Below are 23,127 nucleotides of genomic sequence, written 5' to 3'. Positions count from 1 at the left end.
CTGAGCAGCACGGCCTCGCACTGGTACTATCCATGGCTATGGGATTGATGAAGATGGGCCAAGGCGAGGTAAAGCGCGCGGATGTATCCGCGCCGTTTCGCGCGCTCGTTTTCCCATTCTTGGAGCTCATCCTCATCACCGGCGTGCTGTGGATTGCCATCGGCTGGTGCGATGCCCAGGGAGTAGATCCGATGTTGCGCAATGGGCTCGTCGTCTTGTGGGCTGGGCTGAGCACGTGGCGCTTCCTTATTCCTTTATATAGGGCCCGCCGCAAGCGGTTCATCGTGACCAACCGCCGCGTCATCGTGCGAGAGGGCCGCCACATCGATTCGATTCCGCTGGAAGATATTCGCGGCGCCCGCAAGCGCCGCGGCGGCATTTCCATTGCACTCAACGGTTGGGACAGGGCCATGTATTTTCCCACCGTGGCCAAGTCAAAGCAGGTGGCGGAGATTATTAATGATCGCCCCTGGTTTTAACCTCGGTCGAGTGCAATTGCTTATCTAGGTCCTCCGGTGCGAGATTAGCGCTGCTGAATTCTTGGGTCAACGGAAGACGCAGTTCTAAATCGGAACCGGGGCAGAGCTCGATTTTCGCTTCATCCACGGTGTAATCCAGCACATGTCCGCCGGACTTACGCGCGGCGTCGATAAAGTGCACGTGGCAGCCGGGCACCGAAATCCCGCGCTCGTATACGGGAGTGCGGAAGCCACCGATGACGCCTTCGACATCGCTAAAGTGCAGCTCTTTATCGCCGCCGACCGCCTTGGTCATTGGGGGATAGGGCTTGGTTTGTTTGACCACGGTGCGCGTTGAGACCTCAGAAAACCTGCCCGTGATGCGGACGGCATACATGTAGTTGGCGGAAGGCTCTATCTCGTCGATGAAGGCGGAAAGCTCGTCGCGGCGCAGGCCCCGTGGGGCATCGACAAGAATGCGCGGCACAAAGTTGGTGGCCACGGAATAAGGAGTCTGCTGGTCCAAGTCCGCAACCCGCGCGGAGCCATCGCCGCGCAGCTGGTAGCAGGTCCCGTCCAAGATGATCATTTCACCATCGAGGCCGTTAAAGGTACCGATGCCAAAATTGCCCTTTCCTAGCAGCTCAGAGATGGTCATCTCGCCGTCATAAATGCCATCAAGGAGGGCGCTCATGAGGGAGTTCTGGAAGATCGAATGACGGGTAAACATGGTATCCAAGCTAATATTGTGGGCGTGAGTGTCTCAAAACCTATTGTAACTGTCTGTGGCGATGGTCAGCTGGCGCGCATGATGCAGCCTGCCGCCGCTGAACTCGATATTCATCTGCGGATTCTTGCTGGTAGCCCGGATTCTTCTACCGCGCAGGTTACCCCGGATATCGTGGTGGGCGATTACCACAAGTACGAGGACCTGCTCGCGGCAGCCCGCGGCGCGGATGCGGTTACCTTCGAGCATGAGCATGTGCCCAATGAGCATTCCGCCGCGCTTATCGATGCCTCCTTCAACGTCCAGCCCCAGCCCAGCGCCCTGCGCTATGCCCAGGACAAGCTGGACATGCGCGAAAAGCTTTCCGCTCTGGGGGCGCCCGTCCCGCGGTTTAGCGCCATCGAATCCGTCGCCGATGCCCGCGCTTTTTTCGATGCCGTAGACGGGCGCGTGTGCCTCAAGGCCCGCCGCGGTGGCTATGACGGCAAGGGCGTGTGGTTTCCCTCGGATGCCGATCTTGATGAGCTCGTCGCCGAGCTATTAGATGCCGGCACGCCGCTCATGGCCGAAGAGAAGGTGGATCTGACCCGCGAGCTGTCCATCTTGGTAGCGCGTCGCCCATCCGGTGAAGCCAAGGTCTGGCCCATTACCCAGTCCCGCCAGGCCAACGGCATCTGTGCCGAGGCCATCGCGCCCGCGCCCGATCTCTCGCCTGAGCTGGCAGAACGCGCCTCTGCGCTGGGGCTGAGCATTGCCGAATCCCTCGGCGTGACCGGCGTGCTGGCCGTGGAACTTTTCGCCTTCAACGGTGAGAATGGCGAGGACATCTCCGTTAATGAATTGGCCATGCGCCCGCACAATACCGGCCACTGGACCCAGGATGGCTGCGTGACCTCGCAGTTCGAACAGCACCTGCGCGCCGTACTCGACCTGCCTTTGGGCGCGGTGGATGCCCTCGCTCCGGTGACCGTGATGGCCAACGTGCTCGGTGCGGACGAAGACCCCAAGATGCCCATGCCGCAGCGCGTGCGCGAGGTCATGGAGCGCTTCCCACACGCCAAGATTCACCTGTACGGCAAGGACCACCGCGCTGGCCGCAAGATCGGCCACGTCAATGTCGCTGGTACATCGCTCGATGAGACCCACGATGCCGCCCGCCAGGCCGCGCACTTTCTGATGCACGCAACCTGGGCATAACTCTTAAAACCTAGAAAGGACATTATGGAACCGCAGGTAGGAATCATTATGGGCTCGGATTCGGATTGGCCCACCGTCGAACCCGCAGCGGAAGTCCTCGCGGACTTCGGCATCCCCTTTGAGGTTGGCGTGGTCAGCGCCCACCGTACCCCGGAAAAGATGTTGGCCTACGCCAAGGGCGCACACTCCCGCGGCCTTAAAGCCATCATCGCCTGTGCCGGTGGCGCCGCCCACCTGCCAGGCATGGTTGCTGCGGCCACGCCGTTGCCCGTTATCGGCATTCCGCGCGCACTCAAGGATCTCGATGGCCTAGACTCCCTGCTTTCTATCGTGCAGATGCCTAGCGGCGTTCCCGTGGCCACCGTCTCCATCGGCGGCGCAAAGAACGCCGGTCTGCTGGCCGTCCGCATCCTGGGCGCCGGAGACCCAGCGCTGCAAGACAAGATGGTTGCCTACCAAGAAAAGATGGCAGAAGAAGTCGAACAGAAGGATAAGAACCTGCGCTCGAAGTTGCTAGGGGAGTAGCCCCTAGTACTCTGCGTCCAAAACAACCGCGTTTCTCCAATTTGGGGTCTGATTTTTAGAGGAATGCGGTTGTTTTAGGCGTTTTTGTATGGCGTGCGTAGGTTTTCTGGCATCCAGGGCGTTGATCGGGCGGCGCTGCGTCCAAAACAACCGCGATTGTTCATTTTTTTGGCCAGATATTTAGAGGAACGCGGTTATTATGGACGCCTCAAGGCTGGGGTCGGTGGCACGTGGCCCTGCGAATCCGCGCTGCCTCACTTACAATTCCACTCGGGGCGTAACTGTTTCGAGGGGGGAGTAGATGAAGGAACTTTTAGTATCGGGTTTAATCAAAGGCAACTGCGGTCCGGTCTGGCCAGCGGCAAGATAATTAAAATTCGCCGTGGGTTGTATACGTGGCGGAAACCTACGCCATTCGAGCTCGCTCGCATCGTGCATGAAAAATGGCCTGGAATAATGCTCGCGGGGAAATCTGCGGTTGAGCTCTATTCCAAGAAGGAACTGACCTTTCCGCTGCATTGTGCCTACGAGCACCCGCTGGCGAACTCTACTTGGTTAAAGGTGCAGCGTACGCGGCAGACAACGACCTTTAGCCAGGATGGCGTTCCTGTTCAGAATCCACTATTGGCTGCGGGAGAGGTAGGTGAAGCGGAAGCGCTGGCGATGCTAGAAGCGCGCTATCAGACGCGACGCGGGAAACAAGCCCTAGAGAAGGAATGGGGCGCTATCTCTCGGGTACCGGCAAGGGTCAAAGAACTGGTGAAAAAGGCCGCCATCGGTGCCGATAGTGAAGTGGAGAGGAAGGTGGCCCGCGCATTGCAGAAGCGCGGTAAAAAGGTGCAGGTTAACCATCAAATCGGTCCGTACCTGTGGGACATTGTGGTGGGTAAGGTGGCGGTAGAGATTGATGGTTACGACTACCACAAGGCTGAAGACCTAGGTACCTTCATTAAGGACCGGTGGAAGGGAAATAACGCTGCGTTGAAAGGCTATACGGTGTTGCGGTACTCGGGGAGCTGCGTGAAGCACCACTTAGTTGATGTAGTGCAGCAAATAATCGAAGCAGACGAGGGCCACACCAACTTCACGTCGCACGTTCACAAGCCCGTGTGGCAGTGGCATTGGATTCTCGCCGGATTTGAGTCCGAACCAATCTACGGCTAGATACCACCGAACGCAGTTCTATTCTTGCGTTACCTCTGGCAACCTCGAAGAGGTCGTGGGATAGGACGGCTGGGCGCCGGCGCTAGTGGCGGCAAAGGCACCGACGCGGGCGGCGAAGGTGGCGGCATCGACAAGCGTGGCGCCTGCAAGGAGCTTGGTACAAAATGCACCGGCAAAGGCATCGCCGGCGCCGGTGGTATCGACCGCGGTGATCTGTGGGGTGGGGATATCCGTGTTGGATTCGGGCGTTGCCACGTAGGCGCCTTCGGCCCCGAGGGCCAGCACCACCGATTTAAAGCCGGCGGAAACCAGGCGGTGGGCGAGCTCGCGCGGGGTGCCGGTGGAAGAAAGGCCCAGTTGCTCAAGGATGAGGCCAGCCTCGTGCTCGTTGGCCATGAGGGGATCGGCCTGCAGGAGCGCGTCGCGGTCCACCTCGATGACTGGGGCGAGGTTGACGACTACGCGTCCTTGGGCGGCATCGACTGCGGCTTTGAAACCGGAGGCGGGGATTTCGCCCTGGAGCAGGACCACGTCCGCATCGGCGATGGTGGATTGGCGGGCGGTGACGAAGGGGGCATCGACAAGAGCGTTCGCGCCGGGGGAGATGACGATGGTGTTTTCGCCATCGGCGGAGACCGTGATGACCGCCAAGCCGGTAGTGGTATCGGCCTGTTCCACCGCGTTGAGGTCGATGCCGGAGCTGTGCATGTAGTGCATGGCGGGCTCGGCGTAGGGATCGGAGCCGACCGCGCCGACGAAAGCTACATTGGCGCCCAATTGCGCAGCGGCGACCGCTTGGTTTGCGCCCTTGCCGCCAGCGAGGATCTCGCCGCCGGAGCCCAGCAGGGTTTCGCCGGGGTGCGGGTGGCGTTCGGCGTGGACAATAAGGTCAGCATTAATCGAGCCGACGACGGTGAGCTTGCTCATTGGAAATCCTCCTATGAATCGGATTCTACGGTGAATGCGGTGGACATGCGGGGGATATATCGCGTATCGATTATTGATCCTTGAGGCAGGCGCCTATTTTTGATGGCCGCGATGAGTTCTGCGGTGGCTATCTTGCCCATGTGATCGACGTTTTGGTCCACTACGGATATGGGTGCCGGCTGGAAGCGCAGGTAAATGAAGTCATCGAAACCGACGAGTGCGACTTCCTCTCCAATGGCCTTGCCGGAATTATGACAGGCTTCTAATGCGCCTGCAGTCATCATCGAATCAGCGGCGACGATGGCCGTAACCCCTGCATTAAGTAGTTCGATTGCACCCTTGTATCCCTCTCGGTGCCGGAAGCTGCCGTGGTGAATGTGGATATTAAGGTCGCGAGCCGCTTCTGTGAATACAGCGAGGCGCTGCCTGCCGGTAGAGGTTTCTTGGGGGCCGGAAAGATAGCCAATCGAGGTATGGCCTTTGTTCTTGAGCTGCGCAATTGCCCTGTGCATTCCCGGACTGGGATCAGAAATCACGGCGGGAAATTCTCCGAGTGTTCGGTCAATCAATAGCAACGGCCGATGGGAGTGGGCTTGGTCAATCGCCTCTTCTGCGCCATCGAGGGGAACAGTAATTATTCCATCGACCTGCCGCTGCGTGAGGGCATCGAGGGCGCGTTCCAAACGCGCAGGATCCTCGCCGCAACTAGTAATCATGGTGGCAAAACCGTGTGCATTAGCCTCTTGCTCAATTGCGGCGGCCATGGCGGCGAAATACGAGTTGTCCAGGCTTGGTATGACGAGGCCGATGGCATTGGACCGTGCGCTGCGCAGCGCGCGTGCCTGGGCATTTGGGCGGTAATTGAGCTGTTCAGCTGCCTGTTTTACGCGCGTGCGGGTGGCTACGGAAATAGCTGGGTTTCCTGCCAGTGCGCGCGAGGCGGTGGAAATGGACACCCCAGCAGCAGCGGCTACGTGCTTGAGGGTGGTTGCGGCCATTTCGGTTCCTAGGGGTAGAGCAGCTTCGACGGGGTGTGCAATCGATTGCACACTTATGTTTCAATTTACGGTTCAGTACCTGTGCCTGTCAAGGGTTCGCGCCGGTCTAAGCTAATGAGCATGGAAAATTCCCCACGAGATCCGCTCCTTGTTTTGGGCTCCCGGGTTACCCACGGTCATCCGGGCGCCATGCTGCGATCGCGTTTGGATAAGACGCTCGAACTCTATTCTGGGCAGACGGTCATCGTCTCTGGCCGCGGGGAAGCGGGCGCGATGGCCGAATACCTAATCCAGCGGGGTGTTGATCCTCGGGATGTGCTCGTGGAACCGGTTGCTACCAGTACAAATGAGAACCTAGAAAACGCGCACAGCCTCGCACCAGATGCCGTATTGCAGGTGGTCACCAACGATTTCCATGCCCTGCGCACCGCATTGTGGGCCTGGCATTTGGGCATTGCAATAACCGTTCACTCCGCGCGCACGCCGTGGCTGTCGATGCCGCGCAATTACCTGCGCGAGCTTGCGGCGACCCCGCATTCCGCGGCGCGAATCCTGTGGCGGCGACTGCGGAGGTAACCGAGGCTATACCACTTTGAGTGCCTTACTGATCCCGCTTTGCAAGGTAGGCCGAGATTGCTTCATGGGGTGGGCAATGGCGCGCAGCCCCATATACGCAATCTGATCGGCGGCGCGATTGAGCGGATCTCCGGCATGCCCGAGTACCCTGCGGATGTCCACTTCGCAGGTGCCTTCAAGGTCGCCCCAGGCCTGTTGGAAACGGGAACGCGCGCCAGACGAGACACCGCGCCACCTGCGTCCAGACCGTGCCGCCTTGGAGCCCTTCTTGTGCAGGATATGGTTGACCGCGTCCAGTGCCGCGACGGAATCGGATTCGATCACGGCCTTCGTTGCACCTACCTTGAGCAGGTACTTTAACGCGAGCGTGAGCGCTTCAAGCTCCAGTTCGTCCGTGCTAGCTTTCGTCTCGCGGGTGCGCAGGCGGTAGTCACCGTTTCCCGCCACGAAACACATTGAGCCCTTGAACACGGTATCGGAGGAGGCATCGGTGGCGATGCGCACCACCGCGCCCGCCGGCCACGACGTCGTGTGCGAGAAGTTGGGCCACCATTTCGCCTCTGGTGTTTCGACCTGGTTGGTTTCCTTCTTCTTCGGGGCCTCGCCCAGCTTGCGGGCCTTCCGTGCGGTCAAACCAGCTTGTTTGCGGCGTGCGGAGCTCGCGCTTGCCGATGCCCGATTCTCCCCCGCAAAGCTCCCCGTCACCGTATAGCCGCGCTTCTCGAGTGTCGCTCGCAGCGCATTTTGCCTACGCCCGGTGACAATCCAGGTGCGTCCATCTATTCCGTGCAAGGCCCGCTGTAGCTCGTTTACTGCAACTTTGACGATATCGCCTTTTTTGATCTGGCCTTTGCGCACGAAGCGTGCCTGCGGGGTGTTGACCGCGATGACCCACCCCTCGATAGTTCCGTCCTCCGCTGAGTCCCAGCGTTCATCCCACAACGCGATCGCCACATGCACCGGCGCAGACACCATGTTCTTGGTAATTTTGCGGGTGCCGTAGGTGCGCGATTGCGTGCCGGTGAGTGCTGAGAGCTCGAGGGGTTCCATTGGTACTAGTAAATCACGCCCCATTCCAGCTGTGAGCTGCACGCGCCTGATGTGGGCTCGATTCGTGAAGGTTCTCGATAGTTCTAGTACTCGTTGCGGCCAGTCTCGCAACAGTGCCACAAAAGAGCTGTGCAACGGATTGTTCAGGAAGCTGCGCAAAGGCCCCTTCAGGAAGCTCCGAAATGGGCTGTGCAAAGGCCCCTTCAGGTTGCTCCGCAACCGGTTGCTCAAAGGCCTCTTTAGGTTGCTCCGCAAAAGTGCAGGGTCCCATGCAACATTTGAAGAAGATTTGCGATATTTGAGGCGCTAGTTTGCTCAGTTATTGCAGTGGAGGATGACCATAGGAGGCTGACCATAGGAGGCTGACCCTCCAACCCCTGACTGAAAGCGGCCGACTACCTAGCCTTCCGCAACAGATGCTGGCCGTCCGCTCCGTGGACCGTCACCCGTTCGGTGCAGATTGCCGGCGGAGAGCTCAGAATGTGACCATTTGGAGCATCACGCCCGGCAGTTTCTCTAGGAAGCCGCGAAGATAAAGAGCATGTTAAATCATGAGTTAATTAATCTTCGTTACGCAGGTTCAACTAGTCCTTACTATCCCGCGCTGTACACGGGCGAATTAAAGCGAGTCGCTCCATGGATTGCAGTGAAAACAACGACGTGGGAAAGCTGGCCATGGCATAAGCAACAGCTTGCCCTTACTTTAGCGGCCGGCCTAAGTGCGCACCGAGCGTCATTGGTGGCTAAGTCGGCTGCGCGTATTTGGGGAATTTGGGTAATTCCGCGGAGAAATGAGGTCGTCGAACTCGCTTCACCTTCAGGAAGTATCCCACCGAAAACGCACTGGCCGCGAAAGTACTACCGAATGTCACGTATAGGGGAGACATCGGTGGAAAGGTCTGGGGTTCGGGTGACGAATCCGGCGCGGACGTGCTTGGATATCGCCAGGCTACATGGGTTTGCGGAGGGGCTTGTTGCGGTCGATTCCGCATTGCGTGCGGGCCTAGTTTCGGTAGAAGAACTAAAGGAAACCCGGGCAGTAATGGCTCGGATGAAGGGGCCTCTCCCCATGAAAATGGTGGTGGAGCATGCGTATGCCGGTTCTGAATCACCGTACGAGTCGCTGTTGCGGGCGTTAATTATTGAAAAGATTCCCTCGGCCACTGTGTACCCACAATTTCGCGTATTGGGAAAGTACCGGGCTGACTTATGCATCGATGGGTGGCTCATTATTGAGGTCGACGGGGATACCAAGTACGACGGTACTTATGGGAAAGCGCCGGAAACAGTGGTCAAGGAACAGATGCGCCGGCAACGAGAAATCGAAAACCAGCGATTTACGGTATTGAGGTTTGGGCCAAAAGAGCTGGTTAATGACCCGAATAGGGTCGTAGAGACAATAGTTGAATACCTGGGGCGAAAGACGGGAAAAGTAGCGTAGATCACCCCCGTGGTACCCCTAGCTATAGATGTTGTTGAACAACCTCCGTAATAGCAATTATGATGATGCGAATCACAATTAAGAGAGACCGGCGTCACGAAAGGTGAGACTAGTGAGTGCTGAAAAACAGGCTTCCGCCCCGTCACCGGCGGGGGCGGAGGCGGATGCGAAAACCCCGCCCAAGGGCATTGGCGCCATGGCGGGAGCCATGTTCCTCATGGCTACCTCGGCCATTGGCCCGGGCTTTTTGACCCAGACTTCGGTCTTTACCGTCCAGATGGGCGCTTCTTTTGCCTTCGCTATCACGCTGTCCATCTTGGTGGACATTGCCATCCAGCTCAATGTGTGGCGCGTGCTCTGCGTGACGGGAATGCGCGCCAATACCTTGGGCAATACCGTCCTGCCCGGTCTAGGTTGGGTGCTCGCCGGCTTCGTCTTTTTCGGCGGGGCGATTTTTAATATCGGTAATATCGCCGGCGCAGGCTTGGGCTTGAACGCGATGCTGGGCATCGATGCGCGCATCGGCGGCGTCATTGCGGCGGCGATTGCGGTGTTTATCTTCCTCTCCCGCCGCGCCGGAATGGCGCTGGACCGCCTCGTGGCCGCCCTGGGCGCGGTGATGATCCTGCTCATGTTGTACGTGGCCATCGTCAGCCAGCCGCCGGTAGGGGAGGCGCTGAAGAATACAGTCGCGCCGGGTGAAATCGATTTCTTCGTTATCACCACCATCATCGGCGGCACCGTCGGTGGCTATATCACTTTCGCCGGCGCGCACCGGTTGATCGATGCGGGCTTATCTGGCGTTGAAAACGTGAAGAACATTACGCGGACCTCCGTTAGCGGCATCATCGTCACCGGTATTATGCGCATGCTGCTCTTCTTGGCGGTATTGGGCGTGGTGACTACCGGCGTCACGCTAAAAGAAAATAATACTGCCGCCGATGCCTTCTACCACGCGGCCGGTGAATTCGGTCTCCGCGCATTCGGCATGGTGCTCTTTGCTGCGGGCCTATCTTCCGTCATCGGTGCCGCTTATACCTCGGTATCCTTCGTGACCACCCAGGAAACTTCGGCCCGGACTCGGAATATCTTCACCGTCATCTTCATTACGGTCTGTACGGTCATTTTTGTAATAATCAACTCCGCGCCGCAAAAGCTCTTGATCTTCGCCGGTGCGATTAACGGGCTCATCCTTCCCATCGGCTTCGCGCTGGTGATGTGGGTGGCTTGGCGCCGCAAGGATCTGCTGCAGGGCTATAAGTACCCAAAGTGGCTCCTAATCCTTGGCGGCCTGGCCTGGCTGCTTACCATCTTCATCGGCCTCCGAGCAGTCTCAGGAATCACAGCGATATGGGCATAATGCACACGCCAGAAGAGGTGCGCGAGTTCGCGCGCACCCACGAGATGACCACCACCGCCGCGCATGCGCGGGGATACATGCAGGCCAACCTGCTCTCGCTGCCCAGCGCATACGCCTTCGACTTCCTGCTTTTTGCCCAGCGCAATCCCAAGCCGTGCCCCATCGTCGGCGTGCTTGAGGCGGGACAGTACACCTCTGATCTCCTGCCTGGCGGCGATATCCGCACCGATATCCCGGCCTATCGCATCTTTGAGCATGGTGAGCACACGGCCACGCTTGCCGATGCCACCTCCTATTACACCCCCGACATGGTCAGCTTCCTTATCGGCTGCTCGTTTACCTTTGAAACGGCGCTGGTGGATGCGGGTATCGAGATCGCGCATATTAAGCAGCAGCGCAATGTGCCGATGTACCGGACGAATATCCCTACTACTCCTGCGGGCGTATTCTCCGGACCGATGGTGGTATCGATGCGCCCGATTCCGGCATCGCAGGTCTCCGATGCGGTGCGCATTACCTCTCGCTATCCGTCCGTGCATGGCGCTCCGGTGCACGTGGGGGATCCGGCGGCTATCGGTATTGCGGATTTAGCGCACCCGGACTTTGGTGATGCGGTGGACATTCCAGAAGGTTGCCTGCCCGTCTTTTGGGCGTGTGGGGTTACCCCGCAGGCCATCGTGATGGAATCAAAGCCAGATCTGGCTATTTCCCATGCCCCGGGCAAGATGCTGGTGACCAATGCCCGCGATGCGGAGTACCTCATCCCTTAGGTATTGACCCCGCCGCTTAATTAGTCCGTGAAGGATAAGATGGTATCGCAAGTTTCTAAGAGGCTATCGCGCAAGTGTGTGGTGGCCTCTTCGCGTTTTCCATCCGCGATGAGCGTGGCCACATCCACGTTGCCTTGAATGTGCTCGGCGTGCAGCTGTGGGTAGCGGGGGATGACCAATAAAAAGGTAAGCCGCATGCGCGCGAGCAGGTTGCTCATCTGCTCATCCAAGGTGGGGGAACCCAGCCCTGCCACCAGGGCTTGGTGGAAGCGCTGGTTAATGGAGGAGACTTCCTGGTGCTTATCGCGCCTCGCGCACTCGAAGGCGGAGGAGGCGAGGGAGATAAGCGAGGGGGCATCGGCAAACGCGCCCCAGCGCGCCGCGGCCGGCTCGATGGCGGCGCGGGCGGCGAATAAATCGCGGATATAGGCGGCATCCGGGGTGGCGATGAAGACGCCGCGGTGGGGGATGCGCTCGACCAGGCGCTCGGCGGCGAGCGTGGTGAAAGCCTCGCGGAGGGTATTGCGGGAGCAACCGAATTGCTCGGCCACCTTTACCTCGCTGAGCTGCTCGCCGGGCTGAAAATTGCCGGCCGACATCTCTTGGCGCAAAGCGGTGGCGACGGACTGGGAAAGCATGACCCTCACCTTACTGAATGGGTGAGGCGTCAACGGCCATTCCGTATGACTTAAAGATCTAAAAGTTCTAAAGAGGTGGCAAAGTTCTAAAGGATCTAAATGGAAGCTCTGGCATAGTGATTCTGGATAAGAATCCTTTTCGCCCCAGTTTCGGCGCGTCGCCGGTGCAGCTGGCCGGGCGCGAATTTGAAATTAGCTCGTTTAACTATGGGCTCGTGGGCGGCGTGGGCAGCATGCAGCGCGCCTTGCTGGTGTCCTGTTGACTGTCGATGAGGTGCAAGCGGCTTCCGTGGATGAGCTTGCACAGCTCGCAACCGCCATCCAGGATCTCATTCGCGACGAATACGATATCGCCTTCGCCGCCGCGGGATTGACGTTTGGGGTAGAAGAACTTTTGGAGCATGAGGGCACCACCTTTTTGCGCCGCGCTCAAAGGCTGGATTTGGGGCTGCTTGATGATGCCACCGTAGCCGATACCCTGCACAGCACCGCTACCGCGGCTGGGCGCGGTTTCAGCGAGCACGCTTTAAAAGAGGCGACCGCATTGGTGCAGGGCTATCCGTACCTATTGCAGCTGGTCGGCGCTTTGGCGTGGACCCGTGCGGTACTCGATGGGGCGGATGCCATCGAGGAGCGTCACGTGTCCTCCATTGCGCGCGAGATTCCAGCGCACATGGGCAACCAGGTGCACAGGATTGCGTTGAAGAATGTTCCTGACGCCCAGCGCGCTTTTCTCAACGCCATGGCGGAGCTGGAAACCGAACACGGCGCTGATATTCCCACCGGTGCCATCGCCGCGAGCCTGGGCAAGACTCCCAATGCCATTTCCATGGCCCGCAAGCTGCTTTTAGAACGCGATCTCATCGCTAGCCGCCGCTATGGAACCGTGCGTTTCCTCTTGCCCTACCTTGGCGAGTATTTGCACGGCCAGGCGCCCAGGTAGGTGCGCGGGCCCACCGGCAGGCAGCATGCGCTAGTCGATGGTCGCAATCACCGTCGCGGAATCCAGGCGGTCGCCCTCTTCAGCAAGGATCTTGATGGTGCCGCCGCGCGGGGCCTTGATGGCAGATTCCATCTTCATGGCCTCAACCGTGGCGATGGAATCTCCTTCGGAGACGCTATCGCCATCGGATACATTCCAGGCCACGAGGTTGGCCTCGAAGGGGGAGGTGACCGCGCTATCGTCGGTGGACTGCGCCCCGGCCGTCGAGGGAGCGGTGGCACCAGAACCATCCGCGGCGCCCGCGCCAGCGCCGGCACCGGCGCCTGCGAGGAAATCCATGGGCACGCCGATATTGACGAGCTTGCCGTCGATTTCTACCGCGACCGTCCGGCGCTTGGTGTAGATTGCCTCGACCTTGTCTACCTGGTTGGCGGCAGAGGGCCGGTAGTTGTGATCGAGCCAGTCAGTAAAGACACCGATGTCGCTGGCGCCGGCATCGGCCTCAGCGGAAGACGCGGTGCCAATAAGTGCTGGCTCGTCCATCATGTCGCGGTGGAAGGGCAGCACCGTGCGCACGCCGGAGACATCGAACTCGCGCAGCGCCTGCCGCGAACGGGCGAGGGCTACCTCGCGCGTGGGCCCCCAGACGATGAGCTTGGCGATGAGCGAGTCATAGTACGGCGGAATGATAGAACCCGAGCGGACAGCAGAATCGACGCGGATGCCGGGGCCGGTTGGCGGCTCGAAGGAGACGATGGTGCCGGGGCAGGGGGCAAAGCCGTTGAGGATGTCCTCGGCATTGATGCGGAACTCGAAGGCGTGGCCGGTGGAGGCTGGATCCTCAGCGATGGAAAGGGGCTCGCCCGCGGCGATGCGGAATTGCTCGGCGATGATATCGGTGCCGGTCACCACCTCGGTCACGGGGTGTTCGACCTGGACGCGGGTATTGACCTCCAAGAAGGAGATGGTGCCATCCTCGGAAACGATGTATTCCACGGTGCCGGCTCCGGTATAGCCCACGTGGGAGCAGATGGAGCGGGCACCTTCGATGATGCCGGTGCGCTGGGCATCGGAAAGCGCGGGCGCGGGGGCCTCCTCGATGAGCTTTTGGAAGCGGCGCTGGGTGGAGCAATCGCGGGTGCCCAGCACGCGGACGTTGCCGTGGGTATCCGCCAGGACCTGCGCTTCTACGTGGCGCGGGTGGGTAAGGAACTTCTCCACGTAGCACTCGGCGCGGCCGAATGCCTCCATGGCCTCGCGCCCGGCGGAGTTGAACGCGCCCTCGATCTCATCCATGGAATCCACGACCTTAAGGCCGCGCCCGCCGCCGCCATAAGCGGCCTTGATGGCAATCGGCAGGCCATGCTCCTCGGCAAAGGCGCGGGCCTCCTGCCAATCATCAATGGGATCGGAGGTGCCCGGAGCCAGGGGCGCGCCGACCTCCTCGGCAACGCGGCGGGCGGCAATCTTATCGCCCAAAAGCTCGATGGATTCCGGCGAGGGGCCGATCCAGATCATGCCGGCATCGGTGACGGTGCGGGCAAAGTCGGCGTTTTCGGAGAGGAAACCGTAACCCGGGTGGATGGCATCCGCACCGGCGCGCACGGCGATATCCAGCAGCGCCGGGATATTCATATAGGTATCGGCAGCGGTATTGCCGGGCAGCGCATAGGCTTCATCGGCAACCTGGGTGTGCAGGGCACCGGCGTCGGCCTCGGAATAAATGGCGACGGACTTAATGCCCAAGTCGCGGGCCACGCGGGCGATGCGCACGGCGATTTCGCCGCGGTTAGCAATGAGGACGGTTTTAATCTGCATTTTCTTCTCCAGTATTTAAAGCTTGGGGTGTCACGAGGCGGAAGGTCACGCGCGCGCCGGGCGGGAGCTGCGCGGCGATGTCGATATCTTCTTCCAACACGGTGGCGATGACGGGGTAGCCGCCGGTGACGGCGTGGTCACGCAGGAAAACCACCGGTTTGCCATTCGGCGGGATCTGGATGGAACCGGCCACCATTCCCTCAGAGGGGAGCTCGCCGTCTTTCACGCGCTGCACGGTGATATCGGAAGTCTCTGCGCTGTCTTTAGCCCCGGAAAGCCGCAGGCCAACGCGGTTGGAATCAGAGGAAACGACCCATTCGGTATCTAGGAAGGTGGAGATATTATCGCCAAACCAGTCATCGCGCGGGCCTAGCACGCAGCGCAGCGTCGCGCGCGTCTTGCCAGCGGAATCAGCGGATACGCGCAGGGGGTTGACCAATTGTGCATCCGTCATGCCGGTCGAGCGCGGCAGCACACCGATGACATCGCCAGTGGTGACGGGGTCGGGGCCGAGGCCGGAGAGGACATCGGTGGCAGAGGAGCCGAGCTCGGATTCGGCGATGATGCCGCCGCGAATGGCTACGTAGTTGCGCATGCCCACGGTTGCGGCACCGACCGTCACGGTCTGGCCGGCGGTAACGAGCACCGGGCGGGCGAGGTGCACGGGCATCTCACCCAGGCGGACGCGGGCGGTGGCGCCGGTAACGCAGATGACGGTATCGGTAAGCGCGCGCAGCTTGATGCCGCCGATATTTTCTAGCACCGTCGCGCCCCGCGGATTGCCCACGGCAACGTTCGCGGTTGCCGCGGCGGCGTGGTCGGCGGCACCGGACGGGGTCACGCCGAGGTCGCCCACACCGGGGCGGCCTAGGTCTTGATAAAGCGTGAGCAGGCCCGCATCGAGGACCTCCATGCGGGGCAGGCGGGCCGGCGAGCGCTTGGATTCCGCGCTGCGATCCACCAAGTCCGGCAGCTCGTCCACGGCGCGGTAGCGCACGCGGTCACCGGGCTGCACCAGCGCGGGCGGGTTCGCGTGCGAATCCCACATCGGGGTATTGGTGGTACCGAGCAGCTGCCAGCCGCCTGGCGAAACGCGCGGGTAGACCGCAGAGAATTCGCCCGCGATGCCCACGGCGCCAGCCGGAACGGCCGTGCGCGGATCGGAGCGGCGTGGCACGGCCTTGGCCTGGGCCGGATCGGAAGGCGCGCAGTAGGTAAAACCGGGGGCAAAACCACCAAAGGCGGCGGTCCATTCGGCAGAGGTATGCCAGTCAATCAAGGCCTCGCGCGACATGCCGAGGAGCTCGGCGGCGGCGTCGACGTCTTCGCCATCGTAAAGCACGTCGATGTCTACCGTGCGCGCTTCCTTCGCGGTAGCGGCGGCAGGGGAGAAGTCTGCCAGAAACTCTGCGGCCGCGCGCGCGGAATTAGGCGCCTCAAAGGTAATGAGCAACGTGGTGGCGGCGGCAATGCAATCCACCTGATTCTTCAGCGGTTTAGCGGACAGCGCCGCATGCCACGCCATGACCTGTTCAAGCCCGTCCAAATCAATGAGCAGGGCGCGGGTGCCAACGAAGTGAATATGCGGCATTAGATAAAGCTCCGAATGTCGATTCCTTCCGCGCTGAGGCGCTCGACCACACCGCGCAGCAGTTTCACGGAGCCCGGCGAGTCACCGTGGGTGCACACGGATTGGGCATCCACATCGAGCGTGGTGCCATCGATGGCGGTAATGGAGCCGGTTTGGGCGACTTCAAGCACGCGCTTGACGACATCCCCTTCATCCCCCATCACCGCATTGTCCTGCTTGCGTGAGACCAGCGTGCCATCCGGGTTGTAGTTGCGATCCGCGAAGGCCTCGCGGATGACGGTGAGGCCTTGCGATTCTGCGATATCGACCGCGAGGCCGCCCGGCAGCAGCATCACGGGGAGGTCACCGAAGGCCTTGATGCCTGCGATAACTCCCTTGGCTTGTGCTTCGTCTTTGACGATGGTGTTGTACATCGCGCCGTGCGGCTTCACATAAGACACCCGCGTGCCATTGGCGCGCGCCAGCGCATCGAGCGCACCAATTTGGTAGGTGACCTCGTCCGCGAGCTCCGCTGCATTGTAGTCGATGAAGCGGCGGCCAAAGCCGGCCGGATCGTTATAGCCCACGTGTGCTCCGACCGTGACTCCCGCACGCGCCGCAGCCTTCAGGGTCTGGGCAATGGAGTGCGGATCACCGGCGTGGAAGCCGGTGGCGACATTGGCGGAGGAGACCATCTCCAGCATCGCGGCATCATCGGCTACCGGGTTGCCGGCGGTGGTTTCACCCAAGTCCGCGTTGAGATCAATGTGGAGCGAAGCCATTCAACACCATCCTTAATTGTTGAACAATAAGTGTGGTTCCAAGTGTAACCCGTGCCACTGCCATTTGTGAAGGCGGTTACTCTTTGGGCGGAGTGGTGTCGATAGAACAGCTCCTCTCAGGAGCGGCCGTGGGCAAGGAAGAAAACTAAGACTCCACGGCGGCTTGGGGTTCGACCTGGAGGACAGAGGAGATGATCCCTTCTGCTTCTTCACAGGAGCTGGCCTCGTGCAGCTGGGCGCGGAAATCCTCCTTCATGATGGCGCGGGCGAGGGTGGACAGCAGCTTTAAGTGCTGTTTTCCGGCGTCATCGGGAACGGCGATAAGGAACGCTAAAGTCGTGGGCTCTTCGCCGCTTGCCCAGGTGATACCGCCCTCGGGAAGCCGGGCGAAGGCCAGAGTTGGTGCGGAAACTCCGGCGGAACGAGCGTGCGGGATGGCCACGCCGTGGCCCACGCCGGTGGAGTGTTGGGCCTCGCGGTTCAGGGCGGCATCGGCAACCGCGGCGGCGTCGTTAATGCGGCCATCGGCGGCGGCGAGGGAAACGAGCGACTTGATGACGTCCTTCGGATCGGAACCGAGCGGTTCATCGAGGCTGATAGTAGAGGTACCGAGAAGAGGGAGCACTGCGGGTGACTCCGTTTCCTTGTCTGTTTCCGGGGAGCGCTGTGTCAGGCGAATGAGCAGGAGCATGAGCGCGGCACACACGGCAACGCCGCAGAGCATGGACAGGAAGAACCACGCCACTTGATCCACCGCGCCGAGGACGGCGACGATGGGGCCACCGTGCATGACATGATCTTGGACCCCGAACGCGCCCGCCATCGCACCGGCGACGGCACCACCGGCGACGTTGGCCGGGATGACCTGCAGGGGACGCGCCGCCGCTAGGGGAATGGCGCCTTCGGTGATGCCGAAAAATCCCATGAATAGCGCGGCGATACCGGAATCCTTTTCCGCCTTATTGAACCAACCGCGGCGCAGGAGGGTGGACACGCCCACTGCGAGCGGCGGAACCGCAATCGCGGCGGCGGCCATACCCATCGGGGCTGCATTCCCCGCGGCGATCATGCCGCCGCCAAACAGGAAGGCTGTCTTATTGAAGGGCCCGCCCATATCGAAGGCGATCATCGCACCAATGATAAGACCCAGCACAATCGCAGACGAGCCCTGCAGCCCACCGAGGTATTCGGTCATGGCCTCGAAGGCGCTGGCAATCGGCGCGCCGATGAAATAGATGAAGGCCAAGCCCACTATCAGCGTGGTGAAAATCGGGATGACGATAATCGGCCAAATCGGCGCGATGAATTTGTGCACCGGAATCTTCTTGATTGCAAGGGCCACGTAGCCGGAGAGGATACCGGTGACGATACCTCCCAAGAATCCGGCTCCGGCCTCGGACCCGTACAGCGAACCGGTCGTGGCGATGAGCCCGGTGATAAGCCCTGGCGCTAACCCCGGCCTATCCGCGATGCCAACGGCAATGTAACCAGACAAGACCGGCACCATCAGCGAAAATGCCAGGCCACCAAGTTCATTGAGCGTATTCCAGAAGCTATCTTCAGGAATCGACAGCCCCTCCGGCGTGGGCGTGCCGCCCAAGGACAGCGCCACGGCGATGAGCAATCCGCCGGTAACCACGAAGGGAATCATGTGGGAAACGCCATTCATCAGCGCCTTGTACATGGTCTGCCCAATACCGCGCAGCCCAGCATCTCCCGCAGCGTCCTCCGCCTCGCTTTCCGATGCCCCGTTATCCTCACCCTTCCACGCTGCTGCCTCCAAGGACTTGGTTAACAGCCGCTCTGGGTGCTTGATGGCCTCGTCCACACCGGTTGCCACCAAGCGCTTGCCGTGGAATCGGTCCTTCGCGATGGTCGTATCGGCACCGATAACAATCGAATCGGCTTCCTCGATGTCTTGTGTACTGAAGTTGCCCTCCACGCCGATGGAACCGTGCGTTTCAATCTTGATGCGGTAGCCCAGCTTTTTGGCGGCGGCCTCCAAGTTCTCGGCGGCCATATAGGTATGGGCGATACCCGTTGGGCACGCCGTGATGGCGAGAATGAAAGGCGAAGAATCTGATGTGCTCATACTCTTATTAAAGGCACCCGTGTAAACGAGCACAAGGAAAAGGGGAGGTTCTTTGCGCAGAGTCCGCTGTATGGGGGCCTATGCGCGGGAGCCAATGCGCAGTGCCCGATGTACAACCTCTTCTGTGCAGGGTCTTATGCGCAACCTCCTATGCGCATCCTCCTCTGCGTCAATTGAAGGCGCGATGCGATTTTTGAGGGGCGACTTTGCTCAAAATGAGCATGGGACCTATAGCATCGCGGAGATCGAACGATTGTTGACCGGCGGTACCCTAGAAACAGAACCGAAACCGCCCGCATCTTGGGCACACGAATGAATCGTGCCCACTTGAACCGAAGAAAGCCGCATCGTGAGTACAGCATCGCCGGATAATATCCTGCTCTACCTGCCGAAAAAGCAGGAAGAGCAGATTCGGGAGATCTTTGCAGGTCTTGCCGAGCGCGGATTCCCCGTACAAAATCAGCGCCCGCATATTACGGTGACTTTCGCGCAGGAGATGGAGCCCCACGTTGTAGAGCTTGCCGCGGAGCTTTTACCGCCGGTCATTCCGGCGACGTTTCGGCGCGTGGGAAACGTCATCTTCGGCACGAAGAGGAAACGGACCGTGGCATGCTTATTAGAGACCAGCGATGAACTCGAAATGGCAGCGCGGAAGATTAGCGCCGCCAATCCTGAGGGCCGCGGTCCGCGCTGGACGCCGCACCTGACCATGGGCCTGCGCTTACCGCGCGAGGATGTGGGTGGCTATTTAACCGCGATGGATGAGCTGACGTCCTCGCATTTCAAGGAACTTAACGCAGTAGAAGCGGCGTATTGGCGCCCGCACACGCAAGAAAAGACGGTGCTAGCGGGAGGCTAGCCAGCGCGAAATCGATTTAACATATTGCGTATATACATCTAATACTCGCGGGATTGAATTGGAGACGATTCCCAAATCCACTTCAACGTATTGGTGAGTAATGACATTGCGCAAAGCCGCACTCTTATAGAAATCTTGCTCCAGGTCGGAGGGCAAAACGCCCGCGCGAATGAGATCTTCGAAACCGCGACGGCTATTAGAGTCCGCAACGTTTAAGGTCGTTGCCGCAATGTGTTGGTTAATATCCGTGGCAAGATCGATTACTTGCTGCAGCATGAAAAACACGGCATACATTTGTGAAAGGTCAGAGCGCAGTTCTTCCACGTCTGAATCCCGGTATTTTTCAAGTTCTCCAAGTATGCGCTGGAGGGAGACAAGCCTTTTGCGGATAGTGTCTGATTGAAAATCCCGTGGACTCATGACATTAAGCTCCTGAGCTCGAACTCGCGGCGGTACGCCGTATTGATGTACTCCCGTGCCGCCATCATTTGCAGCGTTCCATATTTGGTATTGGATGGATCGACCAAGAGGTCGCACTTTTGCAGAGCTTCATGCTGCGCCACCGTGTCCGCAGTATCCAGGCACATGAGATCGATGCCGTCGCCATAGCGGGAGTAAAACGCCGTGGCAACGTCGAGCACGTTCGGCCGGTCAGCTTTCGCACGCGAGAAATCGATCGAATAGGCAAGGTCAACATCATTCGCATTGGCGGCATTGACGTGCGCGCTGCCAAAAAGAACCAGCAGGTCAATGCCGGTATCCAAGCAGAATGACTCCAAGGACCCGTCATCGGCCTCGGCGCGCAACCGCGCGGCAAGCTGTGCTGGAGTGCTCATAACCATCACCTTACCAACGCCGTGAGCAGGCGGATGCACGAAGAATTGTACTGTGCCTAAAGCAGCGCCTGAATCTCGCGGGCGACGCGCAAAACGGTGAGGTCTTGGCCCGGCTTGCCGATGACCTGCACCGCATCACCCACCCCCGTGGTTTCCCTCGTGCGCAGCGGGATAGTGATCGCCGGCCAGCCCAAGACATTGAATGGCTCGGTCCAGCGGCGCAGGCTGCCAGCAGAATCCGCAGTATTTTCTGCAGTGATGTCGTCCCACCTGATGGGACCGGCGTCGAGGGTGGGGGCGAGGATGATGGGGGAGGCATCGACAAGCGTTAGTGCTTCCGTACGCAGTTGTTGTACCTGCTGCGCTGCAGCGTCGTATTCTGCCTGAGTAATATCCTGCCCGCCCAGGACGCGCTCCAAGATGACGCCCTGGTACTTATCCCGCTGATCGAGGTAGGGCTGGTGGACGGCGTAGGCCTCCTTGAGGCGCATCGGCGCGTAGAGCTTCGCGGTGGCAGCAATGGTGGATTCGAGCTGGGAGTAATCGAGGTCTTCTACGGCGGTGAACGTGGAATCCTGCAGCGCAGACAGCAGACCAGCAAAGCGCTCACCTTTGGTATTCAGCGCAGAGACATCGATGGTGGATACATTCTCGGCCGGCTCCGGTGTCTTATCCGCCGTTGCTAGCAGGGCCTGCTCGATGAGGTCGATGGAGCTGGCGAAGAATCCGATGCAATCGAAGCTTGGCGCGAAGGGGAAGACCCCATCGAGCGGGATCGTGCCGGTGGTTGGCTTAAATCCCAGCACGCCTTGGCTGGCGGCCGGGACACGCACAGAACCTGCGCTATCGGAACCCACCGTGAGATCGAGCGCTCCGCACGCAACCAGCGCCGCCGACCCAGAGCTGGATCCGCCGCCGCAGACCTGCGGATCACGCGGATTGATGACGCGGCCATACGCGGAGGCATCGCCCAAGATGCCATAGGAAAATTCCTGGAGGTTGGCCTTGGCCACGGGAATCGCGCCGGCATCCATTAGCCGCTGTGCCACCGTGGCATTCTGCGTTGGAGCCGGTCCCGTATCAACGTTGGTGCCACAGGTCGTTGGCACTCCGGCGATATCCACGATGTCTTTAAAGGCAACGGGTAATCCGTGCAGCGTAGGGGCAGTATCCACGGTGTCCTCATCAAAAGGGATGGTGGAAATTACCGCGTTAAACTCCTGCTGCGCGTGAGTCAGGCGGTCAGAAACTGTCGACATGGTGGGGCGAATTCCTTTCCACGACGGTTCATACCGTTTGCGGGGTGACTTGCTGCTTTCCAGGGTACAGCTGGTGAGCACGGAGGAAATGAAGCTGTGCCACACGATGAAACCGTGGCGGTCTTCACCGACCAAAAGTAGGCTCGAGACATGACGCGAAAAATTATTCTGGATTGCGACCCTGGCCACGATGATGCGGTAGCCCTGCTCTTGGCCATGGGAAACCCCAACATCGATCTGCTGGGCATTACCACTGTCGGCGGCAACCAGACCTTGGACAAGGTTGCCCGCAATGCCCTCGTGGTCAAGGAAATTGCCGGCCACCCAGAGATTCCTGTCTACGCCGGTTGCGATCGCCCGCTCGTGCGCCCCGTAGAAGTCGCTGAGGCGATCCACGGCTCCACCGGCATGGACGTCAACGGCGTCGATCTTCCGGAGCCCAGCACCGCGCTTGCCGATGCCCACGCCATCGACTTCATCATCGACACCGTCATGTCCCACGAACCCGGCACCATTACCTTGGTCCCAACGGGGCCGTTGACCAATATCGCTATGGCGGCGCGTAAAGAACCGCGCATCGTCGAGCGCGTCAAAGAGGTCGTGCTCATGGGCGGCGGCTACCACGAGGGCAATTGGTCCCCAGTCGCCGAATTCAATATCAAGATCGATCCTGAGGCAGCACATATCGTCTTCGAAGAGCCGTGGCTGGTCACCATGGTCGGGCTCGACCTTACCCACCAAGCACTAGCAACAGCCGAGGTCGAAGCTGCAATTAAGGCGTTGAATACACCCGTCTCGGACTTTGTTGTCGGACTCTTCGGTTTCTTCCGCGAGGCGTATCAGCAAAACCAAGGCTTTACGGATCCCCCGGTGCACGATCCGTGTACGGTGGCTTACCTCATCGATCCGAGCATCGTACAAACCCGCAAAGCGCCCGTCCATGTCGAGCTTGCCGGCGCACTTACCACCGGCATGACCGTGACTGACTTACGTGAACCCGCCGATGACAGCTGCCATACCCAAGTCGCTACCAAGTTGGATCACGCGGGGTTCTGGCGCTTGGTTACTGACGCGTTAAAGAACCTGGCCTAAAAGTGAGCCATTAGCCCTGTTACAGCCGCTGTATTGCTAATTGCA

The 23,127-nt window shown here is 59.9% G+C and carries 24 protein-coding genes; 12 read left to right on the top strand and 12 right to left on the bottom strand.

Going from position 1 to position 23,127, the window contains the following annotated elements; all coding sequences use genetic code 11:
- The first annotated feature begins 38 nt into the window (after positions 1–38).
- Positions 39–479 carry a YdbT family protein gene (locus QP908_RS04830; RefSeq protein WP_239269360.1) on the top strand — a complete coding sequence of 147 codons (441 nt, stop codon included), beginning with the start codon at positions 39–41 and terminating at the stop codon, positions 477–479.
- On the opposite strand, the gene budA is transcribed toward QP908_RS04830, so the two are convergent.
- The gene (budA, locus tag QP908_RS04825) at positions 457–1,188 is read right to left on the bottom strand and encodes an acetolactate decarboxylase (RefSeq protein ID WP_284771785.1); all 732 of its coding nucleotides are present in this window, start codon (positions 1,186–1,188) and stop codon (positions 457–459) included. The two genes, QP908_RS04830 and budA, sit on opposite strands and share 23 nt — an antisense overlap.
- Here budA and QP908_RS04820 point away from each other — a divergent pair.
- From QP908_RS04820 to QP908_RS04810, 3 genes are all read left to right on the top strand, one after another.
- The gene (locus QP908_RS04820) at positions 1,174–2,382 is read left to right on the top strand and encodes a 5-(carboxyamino)imidazole ribonucleotide synthase (RefSeq protein WP_239269362.1); all 1,209 of its coding nucleotides are present in this window, start codon (positions 1,174–1,176) and stop codon (positions 2,380–2,382) included. The two genes, budA and QP908_RS04820, sit on opposite strands and share 15 nt — an antisense overlap.
- A gap of 24 nt (positions 2,383–2,406) precedes the next feature.
- Positions 2,407–2,907, top strand: coding sequence for a 5-(carboxyamino)imidazole ribonucleotide mutase (purE, locus tag QP908_RS04815; RefSeq protein ID WP_239269363.1), 501 nt, complete (start codon positions 2,407–2,409; stop codon positions 2,905–2,907).
- A 93-nt stretch (positions 2,908–3,000) separates the two neighbouring features.
- A complete protein-coding gene (locus QP908_RS04810) occupies positions 3,001–4,071 on the top strand; it encodes an endonuclease domain-containing protein (protein WP_284771784.1) in 1,071 nt (356 codons plus the stop codon).
- Between the two features lie 18 nt (positions 4,072–4,089).
- On the opposite strand, the gene QP908_RS04805 is transcribed toward QP908_RS04810, so the two are convergent.
- Both QP908_RS04805 and QP908_RS04800 read right to left on the bottom strand, forming a co-directional pair.
- The gene (locus tag QP908_RS04805; RefSeq protein WP_284771783.1) at positions 4,090–4,998 is read right to left on the bottom strand and encodes a ribokinase; all 909 of its coding nucleotides are present in this window, start codon (positions 4,996–4,998) and stop codon (positions 4,090–4,092) included.
- Between the two features lie 11 nt (positions 4,999–5,009).
- Positions 5,010–5,996: a LacI family DNA-binding transcriptional regulator gene (locus QP908_RS04800; RefSeq protein WP_284771782.1), complete on the bottom strand. Its 987-nt coding sequence runs from the start codon at positions 5,994–5,996 to the stop codon at positions 5,010–5,012.
- A 120-nt stretch (positions 5,997–6,116) separates the two neighbouring features.
- Here QP908_RS04800 and QP908_RS04795 point away from each other — a divergent pair, with 120 nt between their 5' ends.
- Positions 6,117–6,572 (top strand): YdcF family protein, encoded by a 456-nt coding sequence (locus QP908_RS04795; RefSeq protein ID WP_239269367.1) that lies wholly within the window; start codon positions 6,117–6,119, stop codon positions 6,570–6,572.
- Positions 6,573–6,578: 6 nt separating this feature from the next.
- Here the strand turns inward: QP908_RS04795 and QP908_RS04790 are convergent, their stop codons facing one another.
- Positions 6,579–7,622, bottom strand: a complete 1,044-nt coding sequence (locus tag QP908_RS04790; RefSeq protein ID WP_239269368.1) for an RNase H family protein — start codon at positions 7,620–7,622, stop codon at positions 6,579–6,581.
- Positions 7,623–8,163: 541 nt separating this feature from the next.
- On the opposite strand from QP908_RS04790, the gene QP908_RS04785 reads away from it, so the two are divergent.
- The 3 genes from QP908_RS04785 (at position 8,164) to QP908_RS04775 (ending at position 11,193) form a co-directional block, all read left to right on the top strand.
- Entirely contained in the window at positions 8,164–9,063 is a 900-nt protein-coding gene (locus QP908_RS04785) for a DUF559 domain-containing protein (protein WP_239269369.1), read from the top strand.
- Positions 9,064–9,259: 196 nt separating this feature from the next.
- On the top strand, positions 9,260–10,423 hold the full coding sequence (locus QP908_RS04780) for an NRAMP family divalent metal transporter (RefSeq protein WP_284771794.1): 1,164 nt from the start codon (positions 9,260–9,262) through the stop codon (positions 10,421–10,423).
- On the top strand, positions 10,414–11,193 hold the full coding sequence (locus QP908_RS04775; protein WP_239269370.1) for a putative hydro-lyase: 780 nt from the start codon (positions 10,414–10,416) through the stop codon (positions 11,191–11,193). The genes QP908_RS04780 and QP908_RS04775 overlap by 10 nt, the downstream gene beginning before the upstream one ends.
- Positions 11,194–11,213: 20 nt before the next feature.
- Here the strand turns inward: QP908_RS04775 and QP908_RS04770 are convergent, their stop codons facing one another.
- Complete coding sequence (locus QP908_RS04770; RefSeq protein ID WP_239269371.1) at positions 11,214–11,831, bottom strand: GntR family transcriptional regulator; 618 nt, start codon at positions 11,829–11,831, stop codon at positions 11,214–11,216.
- 116 nt (positions 11,832–11,947) lie between these two features.
- Between QP908_RS04770 and QP908_RS04765 the strand changes: the two genes are divergently transcribed.
- Together QP908_RS04765 and QP908_RS04760 are read left to right on the top strand one after the other, a co-directional pair.
- Positions 11,948–12,094 carry a hypothetical protein gene (locus QP908_RS04765; RefSeq protein ID WP_239269372.1) on the top strand — a complete coding sequence of 49 codons (147 nt, stop codon included), beginning with the start codon at positions 11,948–11,950 and terminating at the stop codon, positions 12,092–12,094.
- Positions 12,091–12,774: a DUF8462 domain-containing protein gene (locus tag QP908_RS04760; protein ID WP_284771781.1), complete on the top strand. Its 684-nt coding sequence runs from the start codon at positions 12,091–12,093 to the stop codon at positions 12,772–12,774. The genes QP908_RS04765 and QP908_RS04760 overlap by 4 nt, the downstream gene beginning before the upstream one ends.
- Before the next feature lie 30 nt (positions 12,775–12,804).
- Here QP908_RS04760 and QP908_RS04755 read toward each other — a convergent pair whose 3' ends face one another.
- The 4 genes from QP908_RS04755 to QP908_RS04740 all read right to left on the bottom strand — a co-directional run bounded on the left by QP908_RS04755 (position 12,805) and on the right by QP908_RS04740 (position 19,036).
- A complete protein-coding gene (locus QP908_RS04755; RefSeq protein ID WP_284771780.1) occupies positions 12,805–14,592 on the bottom strand; it encodes an acetyl/propionyl/methylcrotonyl-CoA carboxylase subunit alpha in 1,788 nt (595 codons plus the stop codon).
- Positions 14,582–16,183 carry a 5-oxoprolinase subunit B/C family protein gene (locus QP908_RS04750; RefSeq protein WP_284771779.1) on the bottom strand — a complete coding sequence of 534 codons (1,602 nt, stop codon included), beginning with the start codon at positions 16,181–16,183 and terminating at the stop codon, positions 14,582–14,584. The genes QP908_RS04755 and QP908_RS04750 overlap by 11 nt, the downstream gene beginning before the upstream one ends.
- Complete coding sequence (locus QP908_RS04745) at positions 16,183–16,944, bottom strand: LamB/YcsF family protein (RefSeq protein WP_005277447.1); 762 nt, start codon at positions 16,942–16,944, stop codon at positions 16,183–16,185. Before QP908_RS04745 ends, QP908_RS04750 begins: the two co-directional genes overlap by 1 nt.
- A 145-nt stretch (positions 16,945–17,089) precedes the next feature.
- Positions 17,090–19,036 carry a fructose-specific PTS transporter subunit EIIC gene (locus QP908_RS04740; protein ID WP_239269376.1) on the bottom strand — a complete coding sequence of 649 codons (1,947 nt, stop codon included), beginning with the start codon at positions 19,034–19,036 and terminating at the stop codon, positions 17,090–17,092.
- 349 nt (positions 19,037–19,385) lie between these two features.
- Here QP908_RS04740 and QP908_RS04735 point away from each other — a divergent pair, with 349 nt between their 5' ends.
- Positions 19,386–19,895, top strand: a complete 510-nt coding sequence (locus QP908_RS04735; protein ID WP_239269377.1) for a 2'-5' RNA ligase family protein — start codon at positions 19,386–19,388, stop codon at positions 19,893–19,895.
- Here the strand turns inward: QP908_RS04735 and hepT are convergent.
- Genes hepT through QP908_RS04720 form a run of 3 tightly spaced genes read right to left on the bottom strand, consistent with a single transcriptional unit; the run spans position 19,881 to position 21,990 of the window.
- Positions 19,881–20,315, bottom strand: a complete 435-nt coding sequence (gene hepT / locus QP908_RS04730; RefSeq protein WP_239269378.1) for a type VII toxin-antitoxin system HepT family RNase toxin — start codon at positions 20,313–20,315, stop codon at positions 19,881–19,883. The genes QP908_RS04735 and hepT overlap by 15 nt on opposite strands.
- Positions 20,312–20,731 carry a hypothetical protein gene (locus tag QP908_RS04725; RefSeq protein WP_239269379.1) on the bottom strand — a complete coding sequence of 140 codons (420 nt, stop codon included), beginning with the start codon at positions 20,729–20,731 and terminating at the stop codon, positions 20,312–20,314. Before QP908_RS04725 ends, hepT begins: the two co-directional genes overlap by 4 nt.
- 56 nt (positions 20,732–20,787) lie before the next feature.
- Positions 20,788–21,990 carry an amidase gene (locus QP908_RS04720; protein WP_239269380.1) on the bottom strand — a complete coding sequence of 401 codons (1,203 nt, stop codon included), beginning with the start codon at positions 21,988–21,990 and terminating at the stop codon, positions 20,788–20,790.
- Positions 21,991–22,140: 150 nt separating this feature from the next.
- Between QP908_RS04720 and uriH the strand changes: the two genes are divergently transcribed.
- The gene (gene uriH / locus QP908_RS04715) at positions 22,141–23,082 is read left to right on the top strand and encodes a uridine-preferring nucleoside hydrolase UriH (RefSeq protein WP_239269381.1); all 942 of its coding nucleotides are present in this window, start codon (positions 22,141–22,143) and stop codon (positions 23,080–23,082) included.
- Positions 23,083–23,127 lie beyond the last annotated feature (45 nt).

Origin of the sequence: Corynebacterium sp. MSK204 (genome assembly GCF_030229885.1) — a bacterium.
GTDB lineage: Bacteria > Actinomycetota > Actinomycetes > Mycobacteriales > Mycobacteriaceae > Corynebacterium.
This window is presented reverse-complemented; position numbering and strand designations above follow the sequence as displayed.

Excerpts from the sequence above, each read along its gene's own strand:
- QP908_RS04830 (WP_239269360.1), top strand. The coding sequence starts at position 39 with ATGGGATTGATGAAGATGGGCCAAGGCGAGGTAAAGCGCGCGGATGTA.
- QP908_RS04820 (WP_239269362.1), top strand. The coding sequence starts at position 1,174 with ATGACGGGTAAACATGGTATCCAAGCTAATATTGTGGGCGTGAGTGTC.
- budA (WP_284771785.1), bottom strand. The coding sequence starts at position 1,188 with ATGTTTACCCGTCATTCGATCTTCCAGAACTCCCTCATGAGCGCCCTC.
- purE (WP_239269363.1), top strand. The coding sequence starts at position 2,407 with ATGGAACCGCAGGTAGGAATCATTATGGGCTCGGATTCGGATTGGCCC.
- QP908_RS04805 (WP_284771783.1), bottom strand. The coding sequence starts at position 4,998 with ATGAGCAAGCTCACCGTCGTCGGCTCGATTAATGCTGACCTTATTGTC.
- QP908_RS04800 (WP_284771782.1), bottom strand. The coding sequence starts at position 5,996 with ATGGCCGCAACCACCCTCAAGCACGTAGCCGCTGCTGCTGGGGTGTCC.
- QP908_RS04795 (WP_239269367.1), top strand. The coding sequence starts at position 6,117 with ATGGAAAATTCCCCACGAGATCCGCTCCTTGTTTTGGGCTCCCGGGTT.
- QP908_RS04790 (WP_239269368.1), bottom strand. The coding sequence starts at position 7,622 with ATGGAACCCCTCGAGCTCTCAGCACTCACCGGCACGCAATCGCGCACC.
- QP908_RS04785 (WP_239269369.1), top strand. The coding sequence starts at position 8,164 with ATGTTAAATCATGAGTTAATTAATCTTCGTTACGCAGGTTCAACTAGT.
- QP908_RS04780 (WP_284771794.1), top strand. The coding sequence starts at position 9,260 with ATGGCGGGAGCCATGTTCCTCATGGCTACCTCGGCCATTGGCCCGGGC.
- QP908_RS04775 (WP_239269370.1), top strand. The coding sequence starts at position 10,414 with ATGGGCATAATGCACACGCCAGAAGAGGTGCGCGAGTTCGCGCGCACC.
- QP908_RS04770 (WP_239269371.1), bottom strand. The coding sequence starts at position 11,831 with ATGCTTTCCCAGTCCGTCGCCACCGCTTTGCGCCAAGAGATGTCGGCC.
- QP908_RS04755 (WP_284771780.1), bottom strand. The coding sequence starts at position 14,592 with ATGCAGATTAAAACCGTCCTCATTGCTAACCGCGGCGAAATCGCCGTG.
- QP908_RS04750 (WP_284771779.1), bottom strand. The coding sequence starts at position 16,183 with ATGCCGCATATTCACTTCGTTGGCACCCGCGCCCTGCTCATTGATTTG.
- QP908_RS04745 (WP_005277447.1), bottom strand. The coding sequence starts at position 16,944 with ATGGCTTCGCTCCACATTGATCTCAACGCGGACTTGGGTGAAACCACC.
- QP908_RS04740 (WP_239269376.1), bottom strand. The coding sequence starts at position 19,036 with ATGAGCACATCAGATTCTTCGCCTTTCATTCTCGCCATCACGGCGTGC.
- hepT (WP_239269378.1), bottom strand. The coding sequence starts at position 20,315 with ATGAGTCCACGGGATTTTCAATCAGACACTATCCGCAAAAGGCTTGTC.
- QP908_RS04725 (WP_239269379.1), bottom strand. The coding sequence starts at position 20,731 with ATGAGCACTCCAGCACAGCTTGCCGCGCGGTTGCGCGCCGAGGCCGAT.
- QP908_RS04720 (WP_239269380.1), bottom strand. The coding sequence starts at position 21,990 with ATGTCGACAGTTTCTGACCGCCTGACTCACGCGCAGCAGGAGTTTAAC.
- uriH (WP_239269381.1), top strand. The coding sequence starts at position 22,141 with ATGACGCGAAAAATTATTCTGGATTGCGACCCTGGCCACGATGATGCG.